This window comes from Nucisporomicrobium flavum, from assembly GCF_016464385.1.
Taxonomy (GTDB): domain Bacteria; phylum Actinomycetota; class Actinomycetes; order Mycobacteriales; family Micromonosporaceae; genus Actinoplanes; species Actinoplanes flavus_A.
Genome location: NZ_JADMLH010000006.1, coordinates 342,925 through 365,783 on the forward strand (window position 1 = coordinate 342,925; position 22,859 = coordinate 365,783).

Genomic DNA, 22,859 nt, shown 5'->3' on the forward strand with positions numbered 1-22,859 from the left:
CTGACGCTATGCACGCACCCGGCCGCCGTTTTTCTTCCCGCTTGCGCAAACCCCGATCCTCGCAATGTCGGAGAAGCAGCCGCCGGTCCACCGGTCCTACGCTCCCGGCGTGTCCCTGCGCGACCATCCCCTGCTGTACGTCTTCCTCGAGGCCCACGATCTCGCCGCGCAGCGCCGGTTCCTGGAGTCGGACGCGGGGTTGCCGGTGCTGGAGACCGACCCCGACCCGCGGCACCGCCACGGCGTGGTGAAGTACGAGGCCGGCACCGTGATCCTCGCGCTCAACCTCTCCCCCGCGAGCCGCTTCGTCCCCGCCGCGGACGAGGGTCTGACCATGGTGTTCGCCGGGGGTACCGAGCCGCGGACCGACCCGCACGGCCACCGCTATCTGCTCGGCGCCCCCGGGCAACCGGTGGCCGAGCTCCGCTTGCGGGTGGACGACCTCGGCGCCTCGGTGGCGTTCTACCGCGACGTGCTCGGCCTGGAGTGCGAGCGGTCGGCAGCCACCGCCACGGTCCGCACCGCCGGCGTGCCGCTCGTGCTGGAGCAGGGGCCGTCCGGCCGGCACGACACCTGTCTGCTCGTGTTCCACACCGGCGACATCCGGAAGCTGCGCGACGAGCTCGCCGGCCGGGGGCTGAGGTACTCGGGCCGTGACGTGGGCTCGAAGAAGATCGGGTGGACGATCCGCTTCACCGATCCGTCCGGCCACCGGCTGTGCCTGTACGAGCCGTCCGAGGCGGCGCTGCGGTGGGACAGCGGGCGGGCGGTCCGCGCGATCCTGGCCGGTTCCCGGTGACCACCGACGACGGCCTGCGCGCGTTCGTGACGCGCCACGGCACCGGCAGCGTCGTCCGGGCCGGTCCCGCCGGTACGGCACCGGACGTCGCGGGCGCCGGCACGGTCGTCTGGGCGGACTGGCCGCCACCGGGTCGCGAGGCCGCCCACCGGCGCCTGCTCGGCGACCTCCGGCGCGCGATGAGCCCCGCGGGCGTCCTGATCATCGAGCAGCGGCTCCGGGGCCCTTCGGACCTCGCGGCTCTGGTCCGCTGTGCCGGCTACGCCGTCGAGCACACGGAGCCCGCCGGCGCGGGCGTACGCCTGGTCGCGCGTCCGCTGCCGGCGCCGCCGGAGTCGTTGGCGGTGAGCGCCTGGGGCGAGGAGCTGACCGGCATCCGCCTGGACCTGCGGTACGCCGACGACGAGGCGGAGTGGATGGACCCGTCGCCCGCCGAGGTCTGGGCGGCCCTCGCGTCGGAGGGCGCCTTCGACGCTCATACGGCCGGGCACTACCCGGTGGACGACCCGTTCGGCAGCCGCCGCGGGGCGCCGGTGGTCAGCCGCTTCTTCGGGCGTACGGTCCCGGCGGAACGGCTGTTCTTCGGCGCGGGCGTGACCGGCCTGCTGCGGGACCTCGCCGACCTGGCCGAGGGAGGCGTCGTCCTCACCCCCGCGTACGCCCACCCCGATCTGCCGGCGCTGGCGGTACGCCGGGGCGCGACGGTCCACGCGATGCCCGAGCCGGCCGCGCCGCTGCTCGACGAGATCGCCCGTACCCGTCCCGACCTGCTGCTGCTCGACCAGCCCGGGTTCGGCGGGCGGCCGTACCCGCTCGACGAGCTCGTGGCCGCCTCCCACGCCGTGCCGGCCATCGTGGTGGACGAGAGTGCCGCGCCGTACCTCGGGCCCGGCGGCAGCGCGGTCACGGTGGCCGCCGGCGCCGGCAACCTCGTGGTGCTGCGCGGGTTCACGAAGGCGTACTCGTGGGGTGGTCTGCGGGCGGGGTTCGCGGTCGCCTCTCCCGGCCTCGAGCAACGGGTCCGCGAGCTGGTGACGCCGCTGCAGATCGGCGAGCTCGCGCTGCGGGCCGCGCTGGGCATGCTCGCCGCCGGGGACGTGCTGAAGGGTCTGCGGGAGCGGATCCGCGCGGTGAAGCCGCCGTTCACCCGGCGCCTGGCGGAGGCCGGGCTGGCCGTCGTGCCCGGGCACGAGGACATCCCGTGGGTCGTCATCCAGGACGGGGACGGCTCGCACGGGCGCTTCCTCGCCGGCCGGGGCATCCGCGGCCTCGCGCCGTCCCGGCCGGGTCAGCTGCGTCTCACCGTGCCACTCTCCGACCGCCGCATCGCGCTCTTCCACGAGCTCCTCGGGCCCTGACCGGCCGGCTGTTCCGCGAGCAGCTGCCGCGCAGCTCCTCGGGCCCTGACCGGCCGGCTACTCCGCGAGCAGCTGCCGCAGCGCCTCGTGCCGCGCGATGCCGGTCATGACGGACTGCACGACCGCGCCGAGCACGGCCACCACGACGACGGCCTCGCGCAGCGCCGGGTCCGCCGGGTTGCGGTCGAGCTGCTTACGGGTCGCGTACGCCCACAGCACAGCCAGGTCGTCACCGGCGGCCTCGGTGGCGGTCGCCGCGTACCGGTCGAGCACCGGCCACAGCTCGGCGAGGTCGAGCACGTCGGCCACCGCGCACACCTCGGTCAGCCGTTCCCGCAGGGCCGTTCCCGGTGGATGCCAGCCCTGCCGGTCCAGCGTGGCGCCGACCCGGGCGCCGGCGGCCGCGTACCGCTCGTCCACGCCGCGCGGGTGCCGCCCCGAGAAGGCCTCCTCGACGGCGGTGATCAGGTCCGCCGGCGAGGTCGCGGTGTCGTCGACCGCGGCGAGCACGGCGAGCACCCCGGGAACGCTCATGCCGCCGACCCGGAGCAGGGCGTCGACCACGTTCAGCCGGCGCAGGTGCCCGGGCCCGTAGTCGGCCTGGTTGCGCGCCCTCGGCACCCCCGGCGGGAGGAGGCCCGTGCGCAGGTAGTACTTGATGGTCGGCACCACGATGCCGCTCTGCCGCGACAGTTCACCGATCCGCATGCTCTCACCGCCAGCTGGTGCCGGGAGGCTCCGCGACCTCAGCGTACGACGCGGCGACGGCACATTCTTCTCGGCGTTTGGGTCCAGCCGGCGTATAGCCGAGTACAGAACTGCTCAACCGGGGTTTGCGAGGCTTCCCGCATTTCCGCACCCTCAGCCCTCGGGAGGAGCGCATGGCCGGCTCCGAAGTGCTCCGTACGGCGACCGCGCCCGGATGGCGGCGGGTACTGCGCCTGCCGCCGTCGATGGTGGACTTCGAGCGTCGCGGTTTCCGCACCGGGCCCGCGCAGACGCGTACGGTCCTGGAGGCTGCGGCGCGGACCTTCCTCGACGGCTATCACGCCGAGCTGGCGACCCGGCCCGGCGAACCGCCCGAGCTGTCCGCGGTGCCGCCCGACCGGCGCGGGTTCGCCGCCGAGGGCGCGGCCATGGCGGCCGTGCTGCTGGACAGCCTGCGTCCCGCCGGCGCACCCCGCTCGGCCGCGCTGCACGCCGCCCACGACGACCGCTACGCCTACCTGATCCACGTGGGCGCCGGCTGGGCGTTGGCGAAGCTGCGCCGCAACCGGTTGGGCCGGGTCGGGGCCGGGGCACCGCTGCTGCGCTGGCTGGCGTACGACGGAATGGGCTTCTGCACGGCCTTCTTCGCCGGGCCACGGGCGCTTCGGCGGTGGAGCCACCACCCGGGCGCCTGCCCCGCCACCTGCGACATCCGATACCAGGGCTTCGGGCGGGCGCTGTGGTTCCGCGCCTGCGGCGACCCGTCGGCCGTCGCCGCTTCCGTGGCCGCGCTGCCCGTGCGGCACCGCGACGACGCGTGGAGCGGGGTGGCGCTCGCGGCGACCTACGCCGGCGGGGTCGCCGACCGGACCTATGCCGAGCTGTACGACCGGGCCTCCGGCCACCGGGACGCCCTGGCTCAGGGCTGCGCGTTCGGCGCCGAGGCGTGGCGGCTGTGCGCGTACGCCCCGCCGCACGCCGCCGTGGCAGCCGAAGTTCTCACCGGCGGTCCGCCGGAGCGGGCGGCCGGATGGACGTGGGCCGCCCGGCGCGGGCTGGACCTGCCGGGCGCCGACGCCGGCGACTACCGGGCCTGGCGGCAACGCGTCCAGGCGACGGCCGCCGCGGTGCTGCCGGGCAGGCCGTCATGAGCCGCCGGTGGGACCTCCGCCCGGCCCTGGCCCCCGCGCTGGCGGTCGCGTTGTGCGTGGGCGTCGGCTGGGCCACCCGGGCGCCGGCCGCCGCGGGCGACCCTGACACGCTGGCACGGCGGTTCTCCTGGGCGGTCACCGACGTCAACGGCGATCCACCCGCGGCGCGTACCGAACGGGCCGTGGAGCCCGCCCTGCGGCACATCCGGGCCTGGATCTCCGCCGTGGGCGCGTCGGCCGGCCTGGCTGACCTCGACGGCAACGCCCGGCCCGACGACGTGTGCCTGGTCGACCCGCGCGACGACGCCGTGACCGTCCTCCCGGCTCCCGGCACCGGCGCCCGGTACGCCGCCTTCCCGCTGGTGCCGGGCCCGCCGGGGAACGTGCCCGCGGCCGTCGCCCCGATGGGCTGCATGCCGGGCGACCTCAACGAGGACGGGCTCACCGACGTGCTGGTGTACTTCTGGGGCCGGGCACCGCTGGCGTTCCTGCGGGTGCCGGGAACCCCGCTCGCGGCCGCCGCGTTCCGGGCGTCCGACGTCACCGGCGGCTCCGGCGAGGTCTGGAACAGCACCACCGCCGACCTCGCCGACCTCGACGGCGACGGGCACCTCGACCTGCTCATCGGCAACTACTTCCCGGACGGGGCCCGGGTGCTCGACGCGAGCGCGCACGACGACCCGCTCATCCGGATGCAGGACTCGATGTCGAACGCCACCAACGGGGGGCGCAACCGGATCCTGCGCCTGGACCACGTCGACCGCACCGGGCCGGTGCCGGTGCCGCGCTACGCCGACGCGTCCGCAGCGTTCGCGGACGACCAGGCGCGCTCGTGGACGCTGGCCTTCGGCGCTCAGGACCTCGACGGCGACGGCCTGCCCGAGCTCTACACGGCGAACGACTTCGGCCGCGACCACCTGCTGCACAACCGGTCCACACCGGGGCACATCGCGTTCACCGAGCTGCGCGGGCGGCGCTCGGCGAGCATGCCGAAGTCGAAGGTGATCGGCAACGACTCCTTCAAGAGCATGGGCGTGGCCTTCCCCGACCTCAACGCCGACGGCCGGCCCGACATCGTGGTCAGCAACATCACCACGCAGTGGGGGCTGCAGGAGAGCAACTTCGCGTACGTGAGCACCGGCACCGGCCCGATCCGCGGGCGGCCGGCACCGTACACGGACCGCAGTGAGCCGCTCGGGCTGTCGCGCAGCGGCTGGGGCTGGGACATCAAGGCCGCCGACTTCGACAACGACGGCACCGACGAGCTGATCCAGGCGGTCGGCTTCGTCGCCGGCCGGGGCAACGACTGGCCGCAGCTGCAGGAGCTGGCGATGACCAACGACGACGTGCTGCGCTTCCCATGGTCGTGGCCGGACTTCGGGCCGGGCACCGACATCGCCGGGCACCAGCGCGACCCGTTCTTCGTCCGAGACGCCGACGGGCGCTACGTCGACATCGGCGAGCGCCTGGGCATCGCGAACGCGGGCCCGAGCCGCGGCATCGCCGTCGCCGACGTCGACCACGACGGCCGCGCGGACGTGCTCCTCGCGAACCAGTGGGCCCGGTCGCAGTTCCTGCGCAACACCGGGCCGGCCGGGGCGTACCTCGGGCTGCGCCCGTTGCTGCCGGCCACCGCGCCGGGCGGTCACCCGCGGCCGGCGATCGGCGCCGCGGTCACCGTCACCCGCGCCGACGGCCGGGTCCTGCGCCAGCAGCTGTACCCCGCCAACGGCCACACCGGCGTCAACGGCCCGGAGCTGCTCTTCGGGCTGGGCGCCGCAGCGGACGCGCCGGTCTCCGTCACGGTCACGTGGCGCGACGCGTCCGGCCCGCACACCACCACCACGTCCCTCTCCCCCGGCTGGCACGACCTCGTGCTGGCGTGACGGGACAGAGCCGAGGAGCCGTCCGATGGCGCAACCGACCATTCCGAACCGGACCCCGAAGGGCATCACGGCACTCCGCCGGTTCGCCTTGTCGATCACGGTGTTCACCGTCGTGGGACACCTGTTTCTGGGCTTCGAGCAGGCGTACCTCACGCCGGTCGTGGCGCTGCTGACGGCGTACGCCCTGAGCCTGCTGCTGGAGTGGGTCGACGCGCGAGGGCACGGCCGCCCGGTGCGCTACGGCGGCTCATCCGGCAACCTCGTCACGTTCCTGCTGCCGGCACACATCGCGGCGCTGGCCTGCGCGATGCTGCTGTACGGCAACCAGCGCCTGCTGCCGACGGTGTTCGCGGTGACCGTGGCGATCTGCGGCAAGTACGTGCTGCGCCTGCGGATCGGCGGTCAGCCCCGGCACCTGTTCAACCCGAGCAACCTGGGCATCAGCGCCACCCTGGTGCTGTTCAGCACGAGCGTGGCCATCGCGCCGCCGTACGAGTTCACCGAGAACGTCGGCTCGGTCGTCGACTGGGTGCTGCCCGGCGCGATCCTGGTCGCCGGCTCGATGATCAACGGCAAGCTCACCGGCCGGATGCCGCTGATCGCCGCCTGGGTCGGCGGGTTCGTGCTGCAGGCGGTGCTGCGGGCGCTGCTGTTCGGCCACGCGCCGGCCTCCGCGCTGCTGACCATGACCGGTGTCGCGTTCATCCTGTTCACCAACTACATGATCACCGACCCCGGCACGACCCCCGGCCGGCCGCGGGACCAGGTGGTCTTCGGGCTCGCCACGGCGCTCGTGTACGGCGCGCTCGTCGTCGCGGGCATCACCTTCGGCCTGTTCTACGCGCTCACGATCGTCTGCGCCGGCCGGTTCGTGCTCACCTGGGTGCGATCGCTGCGGGGCGCCGGGGGTGCCGAGCCGGTCCGCCCGGCCGAGGCCACCGTGCCGGCCGTGGCGACCACCGGCGGGCGTACGGCCGTACCGGTCAGATGACGCCCGGGTCCCGGCGCATCGCCGTCGTCGGCCTGGCCTGCCGCTACCCCGACGCCGCGGGACCGGACCGGCTCTGGCAGACCGTGATGGCGCGGCGCGCCGCGTTCCGCCGGATGCCGCCCGAGCGCCTGCCCCTGGCCGACTACGGCGGCGACGGCGCCGACCAGACCTACGTGACGCATGCCGCGCTGCTCACCGGCTGGCACTTCGACCGGCAGCGCTTCCGGGTGGCGGGACCGGCGTTCCGCGCCGCGGACACCGCGCACTGGCTCGCGCTGGACATGAGCGCGGCCGCCCTCGCGGACGCCGGTTTCCCGGACGGCGACGGCCTCGACGCCGGCCGGGTCGGCGTGATCCTGGGCAACTCGCTGACCGGGGAGTTCTCGCGGGCGGCCGCGCTGCGTACGCGGTGGCCGTACGTGCGCCGCACCGTGCTCGCCGCGCTGGCCGAGTCGCCGCTGGGCCCGGACGACCGGGCGGCGCTGCTGCGGGCCGTCGAGCGCCGCTACAAGGAACCGTTCCCCGCGCCGACCGACGAGACCCTGGCCGGCGCGCTGTCGAACACGATCGCCGGACGGATCTGCAACCACTTCGACTTCCACGGCACCGGGTACACAGTGGACGGCGCTTGCGCCTCGTCGCTGCTGGCGGTGTCGCACGCCGCCGACGCGGTCGCCGCCGGGCGGCTCGACGTGGCGCTGGCCGGCGGGGTGGACCTCAGCCTGGACCCCTTCGAGCTCGTCGGATTCGCCCGGGCGGGGGCGCTGGCCCGCGACGAGATGCGCGTGTACGACCGCCGGCCCACCGGGTTCCTGCCGGGCGAGGGGTGCGGGCTGGTGGTGCTGTGCCGCGAGGACTTCGCCGTGCGGCACGGGCTGCGGGTGTACGCGTACCTGCTCGGCTGGGCAACCTCGTCGGACGGCCACGGCGGCCTGATCCGGCCCGAGGCGGCCGGGCAGCTGCTCGCCCTGCGCCGCGCGTACGAGCACGCCCGCCTCGACCCCGCCGAGGCGGCCCTGATCGAGGGCCACGGCACGGGAACCGAGGTCGGCGACGGCACGGAACTACGGGCGCTGCTGGAGGTCCGCGGCCGGACCCCGCGCCGGGCCGCTCTCGGCAGCGTCAAGGCGAACATCGGGCACACCAAGGCGGCGGCCGGGGTGGCGGGGCTGCTCAAAGCGGTCCTGGCGGTGCACCGCGGCGTCCTGCCGCCCACCACGGGATGTCCCGAGCCGCACCCGCTGCTCTCCGGGCCGGAGGCGAGCCTCACGATCCTCGACGAGGCCCGCCCGTGGCCGGCCGGCGAGCGGTACGCCGGCGTCAGTGCGATGGGCTTCGGCGGCATCAACGCCCACGTCGTCCTCGGCGGCCCGGGCGGCGCCGGACGGCGGCTGCACCCGGCCGAGCGGCACCTCGCGGGCCGGCACCCGAGCCACGAGGTGATCGTCTGCACCGGGGCCGACCGCCGGGCCCTCGCCGCGAAGCTGACGTCGATCCGGGACGCCGCCGCCGCGATGTCCCGCGCCGAGCTGGGCGATCTCGGCGCCGGGCTGGCGCGGACCGAGCCACCCGACGCACCGGTGCGGTTCGCCGCGGTCGTGGCCTCGCCCGGCGAGCTGGCGGCGGCCGCGGAGCACGCGCTGACCCGGCTGGCGGCCGGCGAGCCGGAGATCATCGATCCGGCACGGCGCCTGTTCCTCGCCGAGGGCCGGCTGCGGGTGGCCTTGCTCTTCCCCGGGCAGGCCGCGCCGTGCTACCCGGACGCGGGCGCGCTCGGGGACCTGCTCGACGAGGTGCCGGCGGCGTACGCCGACCCCCTGCCGGTGGCCACCCCGCCGGCCGGTCCGGTCGGCACGGCCGTCGCGCAGCCGGCGATCCTGCGCGCCACCCTGGCCGGGCTGCGCTGGTTGGACGCGCTCGGCGTCGAGGCGGACGAGGCCGTCGGTCACAGCCTCGGCGAACTGGCCGCCCTGGTCTGGGCCGGCACCTTGGACGAGGACGAGGCGTACGACCTCGCGCGCACCCGCGGCGCGGCGATGGCCCAGGCCGACCCGGTCTCCGGCGGCATGGCCGCGCTCGAGGCCACCGAGGACGACCTGACCCCGCTGCTGGCCGGCACCGATGTCGTGGTCGCCGCCGACAACGGCCCCCGGCGGCTGGTCGTCTCCGGCGACCGGGCCCAGCTGCGCCGGGTCCTCGACCGGGCCGCCGCTGCCGGGATCCGGGCGGGCCTGCTGCCGGTGGCGCACGCGTTCCACTCCCCCGCGATGGCCGGGGCCGCGTACCGGCTCAAGGAGGCGGCCGCCGCCGTGCCGTGGCGCCCCGCACAACGACGCTTCGTCTCGACCGTCACCGGCGACTGGTTCGCCGCGGAGGACGCCGTCGAGCTGCTCGTCCGCCAGCTCACCGCGCCCGTACGCTTCCGCCAGGCGATGCAGAGGTGCCGGTCCGGGCTCTTCGTCGAGGTCGGCCCCGGTCACCTGCTCACCGGGCTGACCGGCGGACGCGCGGTCGCGATGGACGCCGGATCACCCTCGGCCGCCGGCGTCGCCACGGTCACCGCCGCCCTGTTCGCCGCCGGCCGGTGCGGCACCGTGGTGCCCTGGTACGCCCGGCGCTTCACCCGTCCCTTCGAGCTCGGCCACCGCCCGGACGTCCTCGTCGGTGCCTGCGAGACCGCCGTGCCCGAGGTGGACCCCGCCGCGGTGGACGACACCGGGCAGGAGCCGGCGGACACCGTGCGGCCCCGGCCGGTCGATCAGGACGCCGAGCCGCTCGCGGCGACCGTCGCGGCGGTCGCGGACGCGTGCGAACTGGACCCGGCAGCGGTTCCGTCCGACGCCCGGCTCCTGGCCGACCTGCACCTCAGTTCGCTGCTCGTCGGCCGGCTCGCCGGGGACGTGGCGACCCGCCTCGGCCGTGCCCTGCCGGCGGCGCCGCTGAGCCTCGCCACCGCGACGGTCGCCGAGCTCGCCGAGGTCGTCGCGGCGCTGCCGGCCGCGGACACCGCCGAGCCGCCCGTCGCCGGGGTGGCCGGCTGGGTACGCGCCTTCGCCCCGCGCCGGCTCGCCGAGCCCCTGCCGGCCGGCCCGGAGGTGCCGCGTACCTGGGAGATCGTCGGCGACCTCGACCGTCACCCGCTCGGTACGGCGATCCGCGAGGCGTTCCGCGACGAGCCGGGCGGTACGCCCACCCGCCTGATCGCCCTGCCGCCCGGCCTCGACGCGACGCCGCTGCCCGAGCTGGTGAGCGCGTTGCGGCGCGGCATCGCCGACGGGCTGCCGGTGGTGGTGCTGCACCACGGTGGCGTGGGTGCCGCGGTGGGCCGCAGCCTCGCCGCCGAGCGCCCGGGCGCGGCGGTGCTGGTGGTCGAGACCGCGCCGGACGAGCACGGGATCGCCCTGGCCGCCGCCGAGGCCCGCCGGCCGGCCGGCGATTACGCCGAGGCGGGATACGACGCGGACGGTGCTCGTACCGTGCCGGTGCTCGGCGCCCTGGTGGCACCGGACGGCGGCCCGCTGCCGGTCGGCGCCCGCGAGCTCTGCGTGGTCACCGGCGGCGCCAAGGGCATCGGTGCCGAGTGTGCCGTCGCCCTCGCCGCGGCCACCGGCGCCCACCTGGCGCTGCTCGGCCGCAGCCCGGAGTCCGACGAGGCGGTTCGCACCACGCTTCGCCGGGTGGCCGACGCGGGCTCCCCGGTCACGTACCACCGGGTGGACGTGGCCGACGCGGCGGCGGTCAAGGCGACGATGGCGACGTTGCAGCGCGAGCACGGGCCCGTACGGATGCTGCTGCACGCGGCAGGGATCAACGTTCCCGTCCGTATCCCCGACCTGACACCGGACGCGCTGGCACAGGCGGTGTCGGCCAAGGTGACTGGGTTCGACACCGTGCTCGCCGCGATCGACCTCCCGAGGCTGCGCTGTGCCGTGGCGTTCAGCTCGTTGATCGCCCGCATCGGCCTGGCGGGCGAGGCGCACTACGCCCTCGCCAACGAGTGGCTCGCCCGCCGGTGCGCGGACCTCGCCGTGACCGAGCCCGGCGTCCGGTGGCTGGCCGTCGAGTGGTCGGCCTGGTCCGGCGCCGGCATGGGCGTGGGCCTCGGCGTGCTGGACAACCTCTCCCGCCAGGGACTGAGCCCGATCCCGCCGGAGGAGGCGACCGCCTGGCTGCTGCGACTGCTCGCCGGGACCACCCCGCCCGTCGTGGTGGTGGCCGGGCGGATACCGGCGGCGCCCACGCTGCGCTGGTACGACGGCGGCGGCGCGCCGGGCGGCAGGTTCCTGGCCGAGCCCCTGACGGCCACACCCGGCGTCGAGGTCGTCGCGGGCGCCGGGCTCTCGCTCGGGACCGACCCGTACCTGGATCACCACCGGATCGACGGCACCGTCGTCCTGCCCGCGGTGTTCGGCCTCGAGGCGATGGCCCAGGCCGCCACGGTGGTGCAGCGTGACGCACCGCGGGTCTTCCACGACGTGGCCCTGACCCGTCCCGTCACCGTGCCGGAACGCGACCCGCGGACCCTGCGGACGGCGGCGCTGGCGCGCGAGGACGGCACCGTGGACGTGGCGCTGCGCAGCGACGAGACCGGCTTCGCGGCCGACCACTTCCGGGCCCGGTACGGCGGCACGGCCCTGGACCCGGCGGACCCTCACCCTGGCGAGCCGCTCACCGGCCCACTCCTGTCCGCCCGCCACCTCTACGGCCCGCTCTTCTTCCACGGGCCGCGGTTCCGGCGGGTGGCCGGCTACCCCGCGGTCGCCGCCCGGCGGTGCGCGGCCGTGGTCGACGCCGACCCGCAGGGGCGCTGGTTCGGCGAGTTCCTGGATCAGCGGCTGGAGCTGGGTGATCCGGGCGCCCGCGACGCGTTCCTGCACCTCCTGCAGGTCTGCGTGCCCGGCCGCCGGGTGCTCCCGACGGGAGCCGGGCAGGTCCGGATGATCCGGCGCCCGCAGGGCCGGCTGACCGTGCACGCCCGGCAGCGCGCGGAGAGCGACGACGGGTACGTCTTCGACCTGCTGGTCCTGGACGCCGGCGGGACACCGGTCGAGCAGTGGTCCGGCCTGGTGCTGCGCGCGCTGGGGGCCGTGGAGCCCGAGCCGTGGCCGGTGGAGGTCGTGGGCGCCCTGGTCGCGCGGGAGCTGAGCCGATGGCCCGCGTACCGGGAGGTCGACCTGGCGGTGGCCCGGGGCGACCGGGACGACCCCGGCCGCACGGCTGCCGTGGCGGCCTGGCTGGCCGGGGCACCGGCGACCCACGCGGCCGACGGGCGGCTGGTCGTCGCCGGTCCCGGCACGGTGTCGGCGAGCCATCTGGGGCCGTACGTGCTGGTCGGGTCCGGTCCCGGCCGCGTCGCGGTCGATTGGGAGGCGGTCGGCGAGCAGCCGGCGCCGCTCGGCGCGGCCGACCGGGAGCTGGCCGATCAGCTGGCGCGGCTCGGCGGAACCGATCCGCACAGCGCGGGCTACCGGGTGTGGACGGCCCGCGAGGCGCTCGCCAAGCTGGGCCGGCCCGCCGGGGAACCGCTGCTGCTGACGGACGACCCCGGGACGCTCGCCTCGGGGCGGTACACGCTGGCCGGCCGGGTCCTGGACACCACGGCCGGGCGGATCGCGATCTGCGCCGGGGTGGGTGAGCTGCCGTGACCGTCTACGTCTACGAGCACCGGGTGACCTTCGACGAGACGAACCTGGTCGGCAACGTCTACTTCGCGCACTACCTGCGCTGGCAGGGGCACTGCCGGGAACAGTTCCTGGCCGACCACGCGCCGGGCGTGCTGGCGGCGCTCACCAGCGGGCTGGTGCTGGTGACCGTCGACTGTGCCGCCGAGTTCTACGCGGAGAGCTTCGCCGGCGACCGCATCGAGGTCCGGATGCGGCTGGACAGGATCGCCGGCAACCGGGTCGCCATGGGCTTCGACTACGTCCGCAGCAGCACCCCCGCGCCGGAGCTGCTGGCTCGCGGACGGCAGAGCGTGGCGTGCATGCGGCGCGGGCCGGGCGGGCTGGAATCCGTACCCGTGCCGGAGGAGCTGGGCCGGGCCCTGAGCCGCTACGCGCCGGGTGTACGGCCGTAGTCAGCCGCCACCCGTGACGGGCGAGGCCTCCAGCACGTCCTCCCTGCCGAGCTCCGCGAGGTGCACCTCCACGGCGAAGCGGTGCAGCAGGCCGAGCATCCCGTACGCCGGCCCGGCCGCGTCGTGCCGCACGAACAGCAGCGACTTCTCCGCCAGGGAGGTGAGCATGAGCCGGGCGTCGACGGGGCCGTGCCGGCCGCCGGCCCACGCCCGTTCCGCGGCGGCGAGCCGGAAGTGCCGCGGCAGCGTGCTCAGCCGCGCGAAGCACCAGCGCTCCGACGCGTCCAGGCACTCCAGGCTGCGCCGGAACGCGGCCCGCAGCGACCGGTGGTGCACCGGCTGGCAGCGCCGGGGCGGCTGCAGCTCGTGCAGCGGGTTGTCCAGGCGACGGACGAGCTCGTCCAGCGTCTGCATCGCGAGGCACTCGGCGGCCATCTCCACCGCGAGCGGCAGGTCGTCGAGCTGCCGGCAGAGCGCGGCCACCTCCAGGGCGTTGTCCGCGCCGAGCCGGAAGCCGGGGCAGACCTGCCCGGCGCGCCGGGCGAAGAGCCGGACCGCGGGCGGGCGGCCGGGTGACGAGTGCCCGGCGTCGGCGGAGCTCAGCGTGTGCAGCCGCCACACCGCCTCGTACGGCAGCCCCAGCGGCTCGCGTGAGGTCACCACCACCGACACGTTCGGGCAGTTCCGCACGACGTCCTCGACCACCGCCACGGTCGCGTCGATCAGGTGCTCCACGTTGTCCAGCAGCACCAGGACGTGCTGCGTCCGGACCAGCCGGCACGGGGTGTCGACGTCCGGGACCCCGTCCAGTGCGGCGGTGAGGCTGGGCGCGAGGGCGTGCGGGGCGGCGATGCGCGAGCACTCGAGCACGACCACGCCGCCCGTGACGTCGTCGCGCAACTGGGCCGCCGCCTCCAGCGCGAGCGCCGACTTGCCGCAGCCAGGCGGCCCGGTGATCGTGAGCAGGCGCTGCTCGGCCAGGAGCCGCCGGACGGCCTCCAGGTCGCGGTCGCGGTGGATCAGCTCGCCCAGCCCCGGCCCGGGCCCTCGCCACGGCGGGCGGGCCGGATCCGCCGCCGCCGTGGTGTGCCGCCGGGGCACCCCGGCCGCCCCGCCGGCGAGCACCTTGCGGTAGGCCTCCGACAGCTGCGCGCCCGGTGGCACCCCCAGCTCGGCGCTGAGAATCACGCGGATGGTGTTGAAGTGCTGGATGGCGGCGGCGCGCCGGCCGGTCTGCTCCAGCGCCGCCAGGTACCGCGCCTGCGCGATCTCGTTCATCGGCTCGCTCTCGGCGAGCCGCCGCGCCACCGGCAGCACCAGCGACGCCTCACCCAGATCGAGGCCGGTGCCGACGTAGTCGAGCGCCGCGTCGCACCACATGCGGCGCAGCGGGTCGAGCAGGTCCGGTGTCTGCAGCAGCGTGGACAGCTCGGTCAGATCCGGGTCGCGCCACAACCGCATCGCCTCACCGAGCAGCTCGAACGCGCGTACGGTGCCGCCCGCCGGCAGGTGCTGCCGGGCCTCGCGGAACAGCTGCCCGAAGCGGGTCACGTCGGCCAGTTCCTGGTTGAGGGTGAGCCGGTAGCCACCCGTCGCCGAGCTGATGATGTGGTTGCGCGCGCGGGGCGGCAGCTCCGGCTCGAGCAGCCGGCGCAGCCGCGCCACGTACGTGTGCACGAGCTGACGCGCGCTCACCGGCTGATCGGGGCCCCACACGACGTCGAGCATCGACTCGATCGAGACCGTGTGCCCGGCGTGCAGCGCCAGCACCGCGAACACCGCGCGTTGCTTGGCCGGGCCGAGGTCCACCGGCACGGGGCCGCGATGCACCTCCAGCGAGCCGAGGGCGTCGACGCGCAGGGCCGCCCTGGAATCGGACATGGGCTTGCTCCCGTTGACCTTCTACCGTGGACCTTGGGTGTTGGGGCTCGTCCGTCGGGTGCTGTGGATAGTGTGCATCTCGGCTACCCGGAGAATCGATCCGCCGACGGGCCGAGCTTCTATCCGATTTCAGCCTCGCAGCGATCTATCCGTACCCGGTGGGCCACCGCGGCGCGGTGAGCGCGGCGATCGGCGCGTCGATCGGCTCCGGCCGGCGCAGGGCCGCGCGGACCGTCACCGGGCGCCGGTCCCGGGACACGTCCATCCGCGCGCGCCCGATCAGGTAGCTGCCGGGCAGGTCGTCGACGAGCGCGTCGGCCAGCCGCACGCCCACGGGTACGACCAGCACGAATGCCGCGTACGCGCCGGGAGCAGGCGGCCACGGCAGGGGCACCAGAGCCCGCCCGGAGGCCACGGTCCAGCCCCCGCTGCCCGGGCAGACGCTCCCCTCGCCGGCCAGGCACCGGAAGATCAGCGAGCCGGGACCGGGTGCCACGGAGAGCGCCATCATCGGCGCCGGGCCAGGCTCCGCCGGGGGCAGCACCGGGCGGCTGCCCGCGCGCTCGCCGGCCAGGGCCCGGGCCAGTCCCCGGAACCGGGCCGGCGGAACGTCCACCAGACGGGTGAACTGCCGGGAGAACGTACCCGGGCTGCGGTAGCCGACGCGGGCGCCCACGTCCGCGACCGGCAGCGCCGAGTGCAACAGCAGCCGCCGCGCCTCCGCCATCCGCAGCACCGCCAGGAAGCGGCCGGGGGTGAGCGCGGTCAGCTCCCGGAAGATCTTGTGGAAGTGGTACGGGTCGAACATCGCCGCGCGCGCGAGCTCGGCCAGCGGCTGCGGTCGTGCCAGGCCGGCGCGCATCGCGGCGACCGCCCGCACCACGGCGCCGATGTGCGCCGCGCGTGTCGGATCCGGGCTCGCATCCCGGTATGCCGTCGCCATCCCCGTCCGTACGCCTCCCCGTCGTCGATCGGGCGTCCGCAGCCGAGTCTGCCCCGCCAGGCTTGACGAGTTCTTGACGTGCTCGCGAGCGGGTCTCCGAGGTTGGTGTCCTGCCGCCGCGACCTTGCCCCGCGCCGGGGGCCCGCATTGAATCGGGCCAGCAAGCCGAGCACCGTCGAGCACGGGGAGGCCGGCATGGGACGGACGGCCGGCTGGCCGTACCTGGTGGCGCGGGCGGCGACGTGGACGGTCACCGGGACGCGGTGCCTGACCGCGGCGGGGCTCCGCAGCGCCGCCGTGCGCGCCGGGCGGGCCGTCCCGGGCCGTACGCCCGCCGAGATCCTCACCGCCGGGCTGGTCCGGCTCGGCCCGAGCTTCGTCAAGGGCGGCCAGATGCTGAGCAGCCGGGCGGATCTGCTGCCGCCGTCCTGGTGCGCCCCGCTGGGCCGGCTGACCGACCGGATGGACCCCATGCCGTTCCCGGCCGCCCGGCGCGCGCTGGCCGCGGCGTACCCGCCGGGACGCGACTGGCCCTTCGCCGCGCTGGACCGTACGGCGGTGGCCAGCGGCAGCATCGCCTGCGTCTACCGGGCGCGGCTGCACGACGGGCGCGAGGTGGCGGTGAAGGTACGCCGCCCCGGCATCGGCCGCCGGATGCACGCCGACTTCCGGCTGCTGTCCCTCGGCGCGGACCTGGCCCAGCGGCTGCCGGGCCTGCGGGGCACGCCGATGCGCCGGATGGTCGAGCAGGTCGCGCCCGCGGTGCTGAACCAGCTGGATCTGCGCCGCGAGGCGTGGATGCTGGACCGGCTGCGCCGCAACCTCGACGGCCTCGTCCGCGTCCCCGCCCCGGTGCCGCCGGCGTGCGGCGACGGTGTCCTGGTCATGGAATTCCTCGACGGGCTCGAACGCTTCGACCCCGGCGCGTTCGAGCCGGCCCAGCGGCGCACGATCGTCCGAAACGTGCTGCAGGCGATCTACCGCATGCTCTTCGCGGACGGCCTCGTGCACTGCGACCTGCACCCCGGCAACCTCTACCTGCGGCGCTCCGGCGAGGTCGTCATCGTCGACGCTGGCTTCGTCGTGGAGCTCACCCCGCGCGTCCGCAAGCAGTTCGCGCAGTTCTTCCTCCACATGGTCCTCGGCAACGGCGACGCCTGCGCGGACGTGGTGCTCGCCAGCGCCGCGCCGATCCCCGCGCACAGCGACCTGGACGGCTTCCGGCGCGGCATCCGCGACCTGATCGCCTCGACGCACCGGCGCCGGGCCGGGCAGTTCCGCCTCGCGTCGTTCGCCAACCGGCTGTTCACCCTGCAGCGCACCCACGGGATCACCGCGGCGCCGGAGTTCGTGTTCCCCCTGCTCTCGCTGCTGACCCTCGAGGGCATGGTCCTCGGACTGGACGTGGACGTCGACTTCCAGCGCGAGGCCGTACCGACGCTGCTCAAGGCGTTGCAGATCAAGGAGAGTGCCGAGGAGGCGCGATGACTGTCCCATTCCGGCCGAACCGGCCGCCGGGCCCCGCGACGGCCGAGGCCTGGACGGACGCGGTCCTGCGCTCGATCGCGACGATGCGCGAACGCTTCGGCGACGATCTGCCGCTGCAGACGCTGGCGCAGGCGGCGCGGCTGAGCCCGTTCCACTTCCACCGGATCTTCCAGCGGGTGACCGACGCGACCCCCGCCCGGTTCCTCGCCGCGTGGCGGATGGCGGAGGCGAAGCGGATGCTGGCGTACGGCTCGGAGAGCGTGACCGACATCTGCATGCGCATCGGCTACACGAGCCTCGGCACCTTCACCTCGCAGTTCGCCCGGGTCGTCGGGGTGCCGCCCGGCCGCTTCCGCCGGGTCGTCGGGGACTGCGCGGACGTCCCGCTGCACGAGGCGCTGGAGGCGTCGCCGCGCCCGCCCGAGCCGGTCACGCCGCAGGTGACCGTCACCGTGACGGGCGGTCCCGGCCGGGGCGCCCTGGTCGCCGTCGGCCTGTTCCCGTCGGGGATCCCGCAGGGGCGGCCCGCGGCGTGCGCGATCACCGATCTTCCGGCGACCGTCCGCCTCGGCGACCTGCCGGACGGGCTGTTCCATCCGATGGCGGTGTGCTTCGACGAGTCGGTGACGCTCGCCGACGCCATGATGGCCTCCGACCTGGACCACGGCTGCTACGTGGCCGCGGCGCCGGCGCCGGTCGAGATCGGCGGCCCGGCGGGCGATCCGCCCGAGGTGGAGTTGCGGCTTCGCCCGCGCCGCGCCACGGACCCGCCGGTGATCCTGGCGTTGCCGCTGCTGATGGATGCCGCCGACTGCGTGCGCAGTCACCAGCAGACCGCGGGGAGCGCCGGTTCGCCGGGCTCGGGCGTGCAGTCCTCGCACAGGTAGACGGCCGGCGCGAAGGGGTCCGCCGACCGGACCACCTGTCCCATCCCGGGGGCCACCGGCACGGGCCGCCCGGAGAGCCGCGCGCACAGCCGGTCGGCGCCGGTCACCTCGTAGACGAAGGCCATGCCCGGGGCCCGGTCCGGAACGGGCCCGTGCCGCGTCACCAGCAGCACCCAGCCGGCGTCGTACGCGTCCAACGTGGCCGCGCCCCCCGCTTCCCCGCACGGCGACCGGCCGAGCAGCGCCAGCCCCAGCCCGGAGTAGTACAGCTCGCGGGACGCGCGCCGGTCGGTCTCCGGCACCACCACGGCCAGCAACGGCGTGCGGATCGGCCGGCCGGCGCCGTGGACCCGCCGGACGTCACGGATCACGGGTCCGGCCGGGCCGGCGAGCGCGGCCGCCGAGGGCTCGAACAGCCGCAACCGGTGCCCTCCCGGACCGCGCACGCTCACGAAGGTGCCGAAGGGCTGCCGGTGGGGCGTACCCGGCGGCACGCCACGGTCGCGCAGGGCCTGGCAGGCGCCGGTCAGGTCGTCGGCGAGAAAGACCAGATCGCAGGGTCCGGCCGCCCCCTCACCCGGGCGCAGCCACAGCTCGACGCCGCCGGCGAGCAGGCGTGCCTCGCCGGCCCGGGACAGGCCGAGCCGCCCCTCGTAGAACTCCGCGGCCGCGGCGACGTCCGGTACGGGCAGGACGATCCGGGCGAGGCGGGACGCGGACAGCATGGGCTTCTCCCTCACGTGAGGCGGATCCGGCGGAACGCCTCGGCGAACTCGTGGCCGGGCTGCTTGCCGGCCAGACGCATCCACTCGAGGACCCAGGCGGGCACCGCCGCACCGATCTGGCTGCGGTGACAGCGGATGGCCGCCAGCTTCCGGTCCACGTGTGCGGTGGCGTCGACGTGGTGGTCCGGGCGCTCGTACCCCGGGACCCAGACCTCCGCCACCTGGTGCGGCGGCGGCGCGTCCGGCACGTCGGGGAAGGCGCGGGCGTTCCCGGCGTCGGGGTAGAGGGCGGCCAGCGTGGCCTCGCCCACCGCGACGTGGTCGGGGTGCGACGCCTCCACCGGGAGGTCCAGCACGCGCCGGGGGTAGTGGGTGAGCACGAGCGTGGGGCGCTCGCGGCGGACGTGCAGGGCGATGTCGCGGCGCAGAGCGAGATCGGGCTCGAGGCGGCCGTCGCGCCGGCCGAGGAAGGCGACGGCCCGCACGCCGAGGACCGCGGCGGCCGCCCGTTGCTCGCGCGCCCGGACCTCGGCGTCGCCGCCCTGCGCACCGTCGCTGCAGACCAGGTACGACACATCCGCGCCGCCGGCCACGAACGCCGCGATCGTCGCTCCGAAGTGGAATTCGGCGTCATCGGGGTGCGCGGTGACCACCAGGACGCGGTCCACGGGCTCATCGGACATGGAACCGCCACGGTGTCCCGGGCACCCAGCAGGTGCCGTGATGCTCGAGCAGACCGGATAGGCGCGGGTCCGCCGGCAGCTCCGCCAGGTCCGTACGGGCCACGGCAGCCACGATTCCCGCGGCCTGCAGTTCCGCGACCCGGTGCGCCGCGGGGCGTTCACCCAGCCGGCCGGCGATCGTCGCGGGGTCCGCGTCCGGCGGCAGGCCGCAGAACCCGGCGAGCTCGCGTACGGGCGTGTCGTCCGGCGCGACCACGAGGTGACCCGCCGCCGTGGGGATCGGTTCGTGCAGCGGGCCCCAGCGGCGGTGCGGCGCGCCGGCCAGCACGGTCGCCGCGCCGACGAGCGAGGTGTCGACCCGGCCTCCGTGCCCGGTGCGCTCCCGCTCGTGCAGCGCCGCCAGGATCGCCTCGGCGACGAGCAGACCACCCGTGACGTCGACGAGGGTCAGCCGCGACGGCACGGGCGGATCGCCGGGTGGGTGCAGCAGCGCTCCGGTCCCGGCGTACGCCTGCACGGTGAAGTCCCCGGCGATCGGCCCGGGCGCATCCGGCACGCCGCCCCACCCCGACGCGTACGCGTAGACGGCCGCCGGGTTGAGCCGGGCGAGGTCCGCGCTGTCCACGCCGAGCGCCCCGGCCCGGCCCGGCCGCCAGTTGTGCACGAACACGTCGGCCCCGGCGGCCAGCTCCCGCAGGTCGTCGCGGCCGGCGGGCCGCTTGTAGTCGATCTCCACCACCCGCTTGCCGCGGTTGTACGCCAGGTAGGCCGCACCCACGTCACCGGCGAGCGGCGGGCTGTACCGGCCGAAGTCGCCCCCCGGCGGCTCCACTTTGACGACGTCCGCCCCGAGATGGCGCAGCAACAGCCCCGCGAGCGGCCCCTGGAGCCGGGATGTGGCCTCCACGACGCGCAGTCCCTGCAGCGGCGCGGCGATCGGTGCGCGCCGGCGCCCGTCCGCCACGGGCCCGCCGGGGTGCGGGGTGATCGTCCACGGTGGTGCGGCGGTCGCGGGCTCGCGTACGGCCACCGCCACGGCACCGCACGCCTCCGCCGCCGCGCGGACCTGCGCGAAGCTGTGCCGGCGTACGGCCCCGGCCAGGGCCGGCGGCAGCTCGCACCGCCCGGCGAGGTAGCGGTAGACGAACGGCAGCCAGCCCGCCCCCACCTCGTCGGCCCGGTCGAGGCCCAGCCGGCGCCAGAACGCGACCCAGTCGTCGCCGGAGAGCATCTCGAGCTCCACGAGCACGCCGTCCGCGGTGGCGAACGGGGGCCCGGGCACGCCCGCGGGCGCGTACGGGAAGGTCCCCCCGCCGGTGGCGATGGCCAGGTGGTGGGTGAGGAACTGCAGGGCGCCCGCCGGCCCGGGCAGGTCGACAGCGGTGACGTTCAGCCCACGCCGGCGGGCGATCAGGCCGGCCAGCAGGCCCTGCCCGGCCAGCAGCTCCGTGGCCACCGTCGCGACGTCGATGCCGAGGCGCCGCGGTGCGCCGTGGTCGCGCCCGTGGATCGCCATGAGGCCGGTCAGCGCCTGCAGCACCGGCTCGGGCACCGGACGGTCCACGAACAGCTCCAACCGGCTCGTGCCGTCCCGTACGGCGAACCCCGCGCTCTCCGCGCGGACGCCCAGCAGCCGCAGATGTTCCGCGCTCATCCGCGGACCAGCCGCTCGGTGGGCGCCGCCTCGACCGCCGTCCGCAGCCACGGCAGGTCGACCTTGCCGATGGCCGTCCGCGGTATCTCGTCGAGCAGGCACAGCTCCTCGGGCAGCTTGAACGGCGCCAGGACGCCGGCGAGCGCGGCACGGACCCCGGCGAGGGTGGGGACGTGGCCGTCGGCGGGCCGTACGCACGCGCACACCGTCTCGCCGACCACCGGATCGGGCCGGCCCAGCACCGCCGCGTCGGCGACCTCCGGGCAGCGCAGCAGGGCCAGCTCGACCTCGGTGGGGTCGATCTTCAGCCCGCCGCGGTCGATCTGGTGCTTGATCCGCCCGTGGATGTAGAGGCGGCCCTGCTCGTCGAGATGGCCGAGGTCGCCGGAGTAGTACCACTCGGCCGGCCGGGGTTCCGGCTGGCGCGGGGCCACGGCACCGTCCCCTTCGGTCCAGTAGCGGACCGGGAACACCCCGCGGGAGAACGCCACCTCGCCGACCTCACCGACGGGCAGCGGCGCGCGGTCCGGTCCCACGATCGTCACCGAACCGGGTTCCGGGCGGCCCACCGAGCCGCGCAGGACGTCCTCCGGGTCGCTGGTGGCCACGCCGACGGCCTCGCTGGAGCCGTACATGATGGTCAGGTCGGCGCCGAACCGCTCCCAGACGGCATTGACGAGCCCGGGCGGGAACCGTCCGGCCGTCCCGACGGCGAGCCGCACCGAGTCGACCCGGTGGCGCTCGCCCAGGCGGTCGAGCAGCATCGTGAAGTGCGCCGGGGCACCGTTCAGCACGGTCACCCCCTCGTCGGTGACGGCCCGCAGCGCGCTCTCGGGCGAGAAGTGGTCGAGCAGCACGAGCCGGCCGCCGCCGAGCAGCCCTGCGAGGGCCATCATCATCCCGAAGCCGTGGCTGAGCGGGAGCTGCACGAGGTGCACGTCCTCGGGGCCGAAGCCCTGCCAGCGCGCCAGCCCCGGCCAGCGGCGGGCGAGGTTGCCGTGGAAGCCGACGGTCGCCTTCGGGGTGCCGGTGGTGCCGGAGGAGATGAACACGACCGCCGGATCCGCGGGTGCCGGTCCGACACCGGGTGACGGCAGGTCGGCGGGGGCGCCATCGCCGGTCAGGCTCCACCGCAGATAGTCGTTGGGCATCAGGTGCTCGGTCACGGCGACGACACGCAGTCCCGGTACGCGGCGCCGCACCTCGGCCGCCGTCCGGAACGGATTCTGCCGGTCGCCGGACGGCTCGTACAGCAGCGCGGCGGCACCGGTCTTCGCGGCGATGGCGGTGAGCTCGGACCCGGTGGAGCGATGGTCGGCGGCCACGTGCACGGCCCCGTACGACCAGGCGGCGGCCATCGCGACCAGGTGCTCGCAGCGGTTGCCGACCGCGCAGACGATCCGGTCGCCGGGCGCGATGCCGTACCAGGCGTAGATGCCGGCGAGCCGGTGGGCCGCGCGGGCCATCGCCCCGTAGGTCAGCCGGTGGTCGGGACAGACCAGCGCCTCCCGGCCGGGCCGGCGCCGCCAGGCGGCGGCGAGGGCGTCGGCCAGCGTCGGCGGCTGATCGGCATCCATGGCAGCTCCCGCGATCGGCGTCCGCCCCAGCATCCGCCGGGCGGGCCGCCGC

16 protein-coding genes are annotated in these 22,859 nt (G+C 75.8%); 9 read left to right on the plus strand and 7 right to left on the minus strand.

From position 1 onward, the window contains the following. Window positions 1-109 precede the first annotated feature (109 nt). Window positions 110-799 (plus strand): VOC family protein, encoded by a 690-nt coding sequence (locus IT780_RS17590; protein WP_199512641.1) that lies wholly within the window; start codon window positions 110-112, stop codon window positions 797-799. Further along, window positions 796-2,157, plus strand: coding sequence for an aminotransferase class I/II-fold pyridoxal phosphate-dependent enzyme (locus IT780_RS43160; RefSeq protein ID WP_199512642.1), 1,362 nt, complete (start codon window positions 796-798; stop codon window positions 2,155-2,157). The genes IT780_RS17590 and IT780_RS43160 overlap by 4 nt, the downstream gene beginning before the upstream one ends. Window positions 2,158-2,214: 57 nt before the next feature. On the opposite strand, the gene IT780_RS17600 is transcribed toward IT780_RS43160, so the two are convergent. Next, entirely contained in the window at window positions 2,215-2,865 is a 651-nt protein-coding gene (locus IT780_RS17600) for a MerR family transcriptional regulator (protein ID WP_199512643.1), read from the minus strand. Window positions 2,866-3,038: 173 nt separating this feature from the next. On the opposite strand from IT780_RS17600, the gene IT780_RS17605 reads away from it, so the two are divergent. From IT780_RS17605 to IT780_RS17625, 5 genes are read left to right on the plus strand one after another with little or no spacing between them, the layout of a single operon-like run. Continuing rightward, on the plus strand, window positions 3,039-4,016 hold the full coding sequence (locus IT780_RS17605) for a DUF1702 family protein (protein WP_199512644.1): 978 nt from the start codon (window positions 3,039-3,041) through the stop codon (window positions 4,014-4,016). After that, window positions 4,013-5,902, plus strand: a complete 1,890-nt coding sequence (locus IT780_RS17610; protein ID WP_199512645.1) for a CRTAC1 family protein — start codon at window positions 4,013-4,015, stop codon at window positions 5,900-5,902. The genes IT780_RS17605 and IT780_RS17610 overlap by 4 nt, the downstream gene beginning before the upstream one ends. 25 nt (window positions 5,903-5,927) lie before the next feature. After that, window positions 5,928-6,893 (plus strand): enediyne biosynthesis protein UnbU, encoded by a 966-nt coding sequence (locus tag IT780_RS17615; RefSeq protein WP_199512646.1) that lies wholly within the window; start codon window positions 5,928-5,930, stop codon window positions 6,891-6,893. Further along, complete coding sequence (locus IT780_RS17620) at window positions 6,890-12,538, plus strand: type I polyketide synthase (protein WP_199512647.1); 5,649 nt, start codon at window positions 6,890-6,892, stop codon at window positions 12,536-12,538. The genes IT780_RS17615 and IT780_RS17620 overlap by 4 nt, the downstream gene beginning before the upstream one ends. After that, a complete protein-coding gene (locus IT780_RS17625) occupies window positions 12,535-12,969 on the plus strand; it encodes an acyl-CoA thioesterase (RefSeq protein ID WP_199512648.1) in 435 nt (144 codons plus the stop codon). Before IT780_RS17620 ends, IT780_RS17625 begins: the two co-directional genes overlap by 4 nt. On the opposite strand, the gene IT780_RS17630 is transcribed toward IT780_RS17625, so the two are convergent. Both IT780_RS17630 and IT780_RS17635 read right to left on the minus strand, forming a co-directional pair. Next, window positions 12,970-14,850, minus strand: coding sequence for an AfsR/SARP family transcriptional regulator (locus IT780_RS17630; protein WP_199512649.1), 1,881 nt, complete (start codon window positions 14,848-14,850; stop codon window positions 12,970-12,972). It lies immediately after the preceding gene. 145 nt (window positions 14,851-14,995) lie between these two features. After that, window positions 14,996-15,793 carry a helix-turn-helix domain-containing protein gene (locus tag IT780_RS17635; protein ID WP_199512650.1) on the minus strand — a complete coding sequence of 266 codons (798 nt, stop codon included), beginning with the start codon at window positions 15,791-15,793 and terminating at the stop codon, window positions 14,996-14,998. Between the two features lie 195 nt (window positions 15,794-15,988). Between IT780_RS17635 and IT780_RS17640 the strand changes: the two genes are divergently transcribed. Together IT780_RS17640 and IT780_RS17645 are read left to right on the plus strand one after the other, a co-directional pair. Next, window positions 15,989-17,281 carry an ABC1 kinase family protein gene (locus IT780_RS17640; protein ID WP_199512651.1) on the plus strand — a complete coding sequence of 431 codons (1,293 nt, stop codon included), beginning with the start codon at window positions 15,989-15,991 and terminating at the stop codon, window positions 17,279-17,281. After that, window positions 17,278-18,168, plus strand: coding sequence for a helix-turn-helix transcriptional regulator (locus tag IT780_RS17645; protein WP_199512652.1), 891 nt, complete (start codon window positions 17,278-17,280; stop codon window positions 18,166-18,168). Before IT780_RS17640 ends, IT780_RS17645 begins: the two co-directional genes overlap by 4 nt. On the opposite strand, the gene IT780_RS17650 is transcribed toward IT780_RS17645, so the two are convergent. The 4 genes from IT780_RS17650 to IT780_RS17665 are packed head-to-tail and all read right to left on the minus strand — an operon-like array spanning window position 18,105 to window position 22,807. Next, window positions 18,105-18,893, minus strand: a complete 789-nt coding sequence (locus IT780_RS17650) for a VOC family protein (protein ID WP_199512653.1) — start codon at window positions 18,891-18,893, stop codon at window positions 18,105-18,107. The two genes, IT780_RS17645 and IT780_RS17650, sit on opposite strands and share 64 nt — an antisense overlap. A gap of 11 nt (window positions 18,894-18,904) precedes the next feature. Then, window positions 18,905-19,576, minus strand: a complete 672-nt coding sequence (locus IT780_RS17655; RefSeq protein ID WP_199512654.1) for a PIG-L deacetylase family protein — start codon at window positions 19,574-19,576, stop codon at window positions 18,905-18,907. Next, window positions 19,566-21,230 carry a CoA transferase gene (locus IT780_RS17660; RefSeq protein WP_199512655.1) on the minus strand — a complete coding sequence of 555 codons (1,665 nt, stop codon included), beginning with the start codon at window positions 21,228-21,230 and terminating at the stop codon, window positions 19,566-19,568. Before IT780_RS17660 ends, IT780_RS17655 begins: the two co-directional genes overlap by 11 nt. Then, window positions 21,227-22,807 (minus strand): class I adenylate-forming enzyme family protein, encoded by a 1,581-nt coding sequence (locus IT780_RS17665; protein WP_199512656.1) that lies wholly within the window; start codon window positions 22,805-22,807, stop codon window positions 21,227-21,229. Before IT780_RS17665 ends, IT780_RS17660 begins: the two co-directional genes overlap by 4 nt. Between the last annotated feature and the right edge of the window lie 52 nt (window positions 22,808-22,859).

Coding starts and splice junctions, on each gene's coding strand:
- IT780_RS17600 (WP_199512643.1), bottom strand. CDS start 2,865: ATGCGGATCGGTGAACTGTCGCGGCAGAGCGGCATCGTGGTGCCGACC.
- IT780_RS17605 (WP_199512644.1), top strand. CDS start 3,039: ATGGCCGGCTCCGAAGTGCTCCGTACGGCGACCGCGCCCGGATGGCGG.
- IT780_RS17610 (WP_199512645.1), top strand. CDS start 4,013: ATGAGCCGCCGGTGGGACCTCCGCCCGGCCCTGGCCCCCGCGCTGGCG.
- IT780_RS17615 (WP_199512646.1), top strand. CDS start 5,928: ATGGCGCAACCGACCATTCCGAACCGGACCCCGAAGGGCATCACGGCA.
- IT780_RS17620 (WP_199512647.1), top strand. CDS start 6,890: ATGACGCCCGGGTCCCGGCGCATCGCCGTCGTCGGCCTGGCCTGCCGC.
- IT780_RS17630 (WP_199512649.1), bottom strand. CDS start 14,850: ATGTCCGATTCCAGGGCGGCCCTGCGCGTCGACGCCCTCGGCTCGCTG.
- IT780_RS17635 (WP_199512650.1), bottom strand. CDS start 15,793: ATGGCGACGGCATACCGGGATGCGAGCCCGGATCCGACACGCGCGGCG.
- IT780_RS17640 (WP_199512651.1), top strand. CDS start 15,989: ATGGGACGGACGGCCGGCTGGCCGTACCTGGTGGCGCGGGCGGCGACG.
- IT780_RS17645 (WP_199512652.1), top strand. CDS start 17,278: ATGACTGTCCCATTCCGGCCGAACCGGCCGCCGGGCCCCGCGACGGCC.
- IT780_RS17650 (WP_199512653.1), bottom strand. CDS start 18,893: ATGCTGTCCGCGTCCCGCCTCGCCCGGATCGTCCTGCCCGTACCGGAC.
- IT780_RS17655 (WP_199512654.1), bottom strand. CDS start 19,576: ATGTCCGATGAGCCCGTGGACCGCGTCCTGGTGGTCACCGCGCACCCC.
- IT780_RS17660 (WP_199512655.1), bottom strand. CDS start 21,230: ATGAGCGCGGAACATCTGCGGCTGCTGGGCGTCCGCGCGGAGAGCGCG.
- IT780_RS17665 (WP_199512656.1), bottom strand. CDS start 22,807: ATGGATGCCGATCAGCCGCCGACGCTGGCCGACGCCCTCGCCGCCGCC.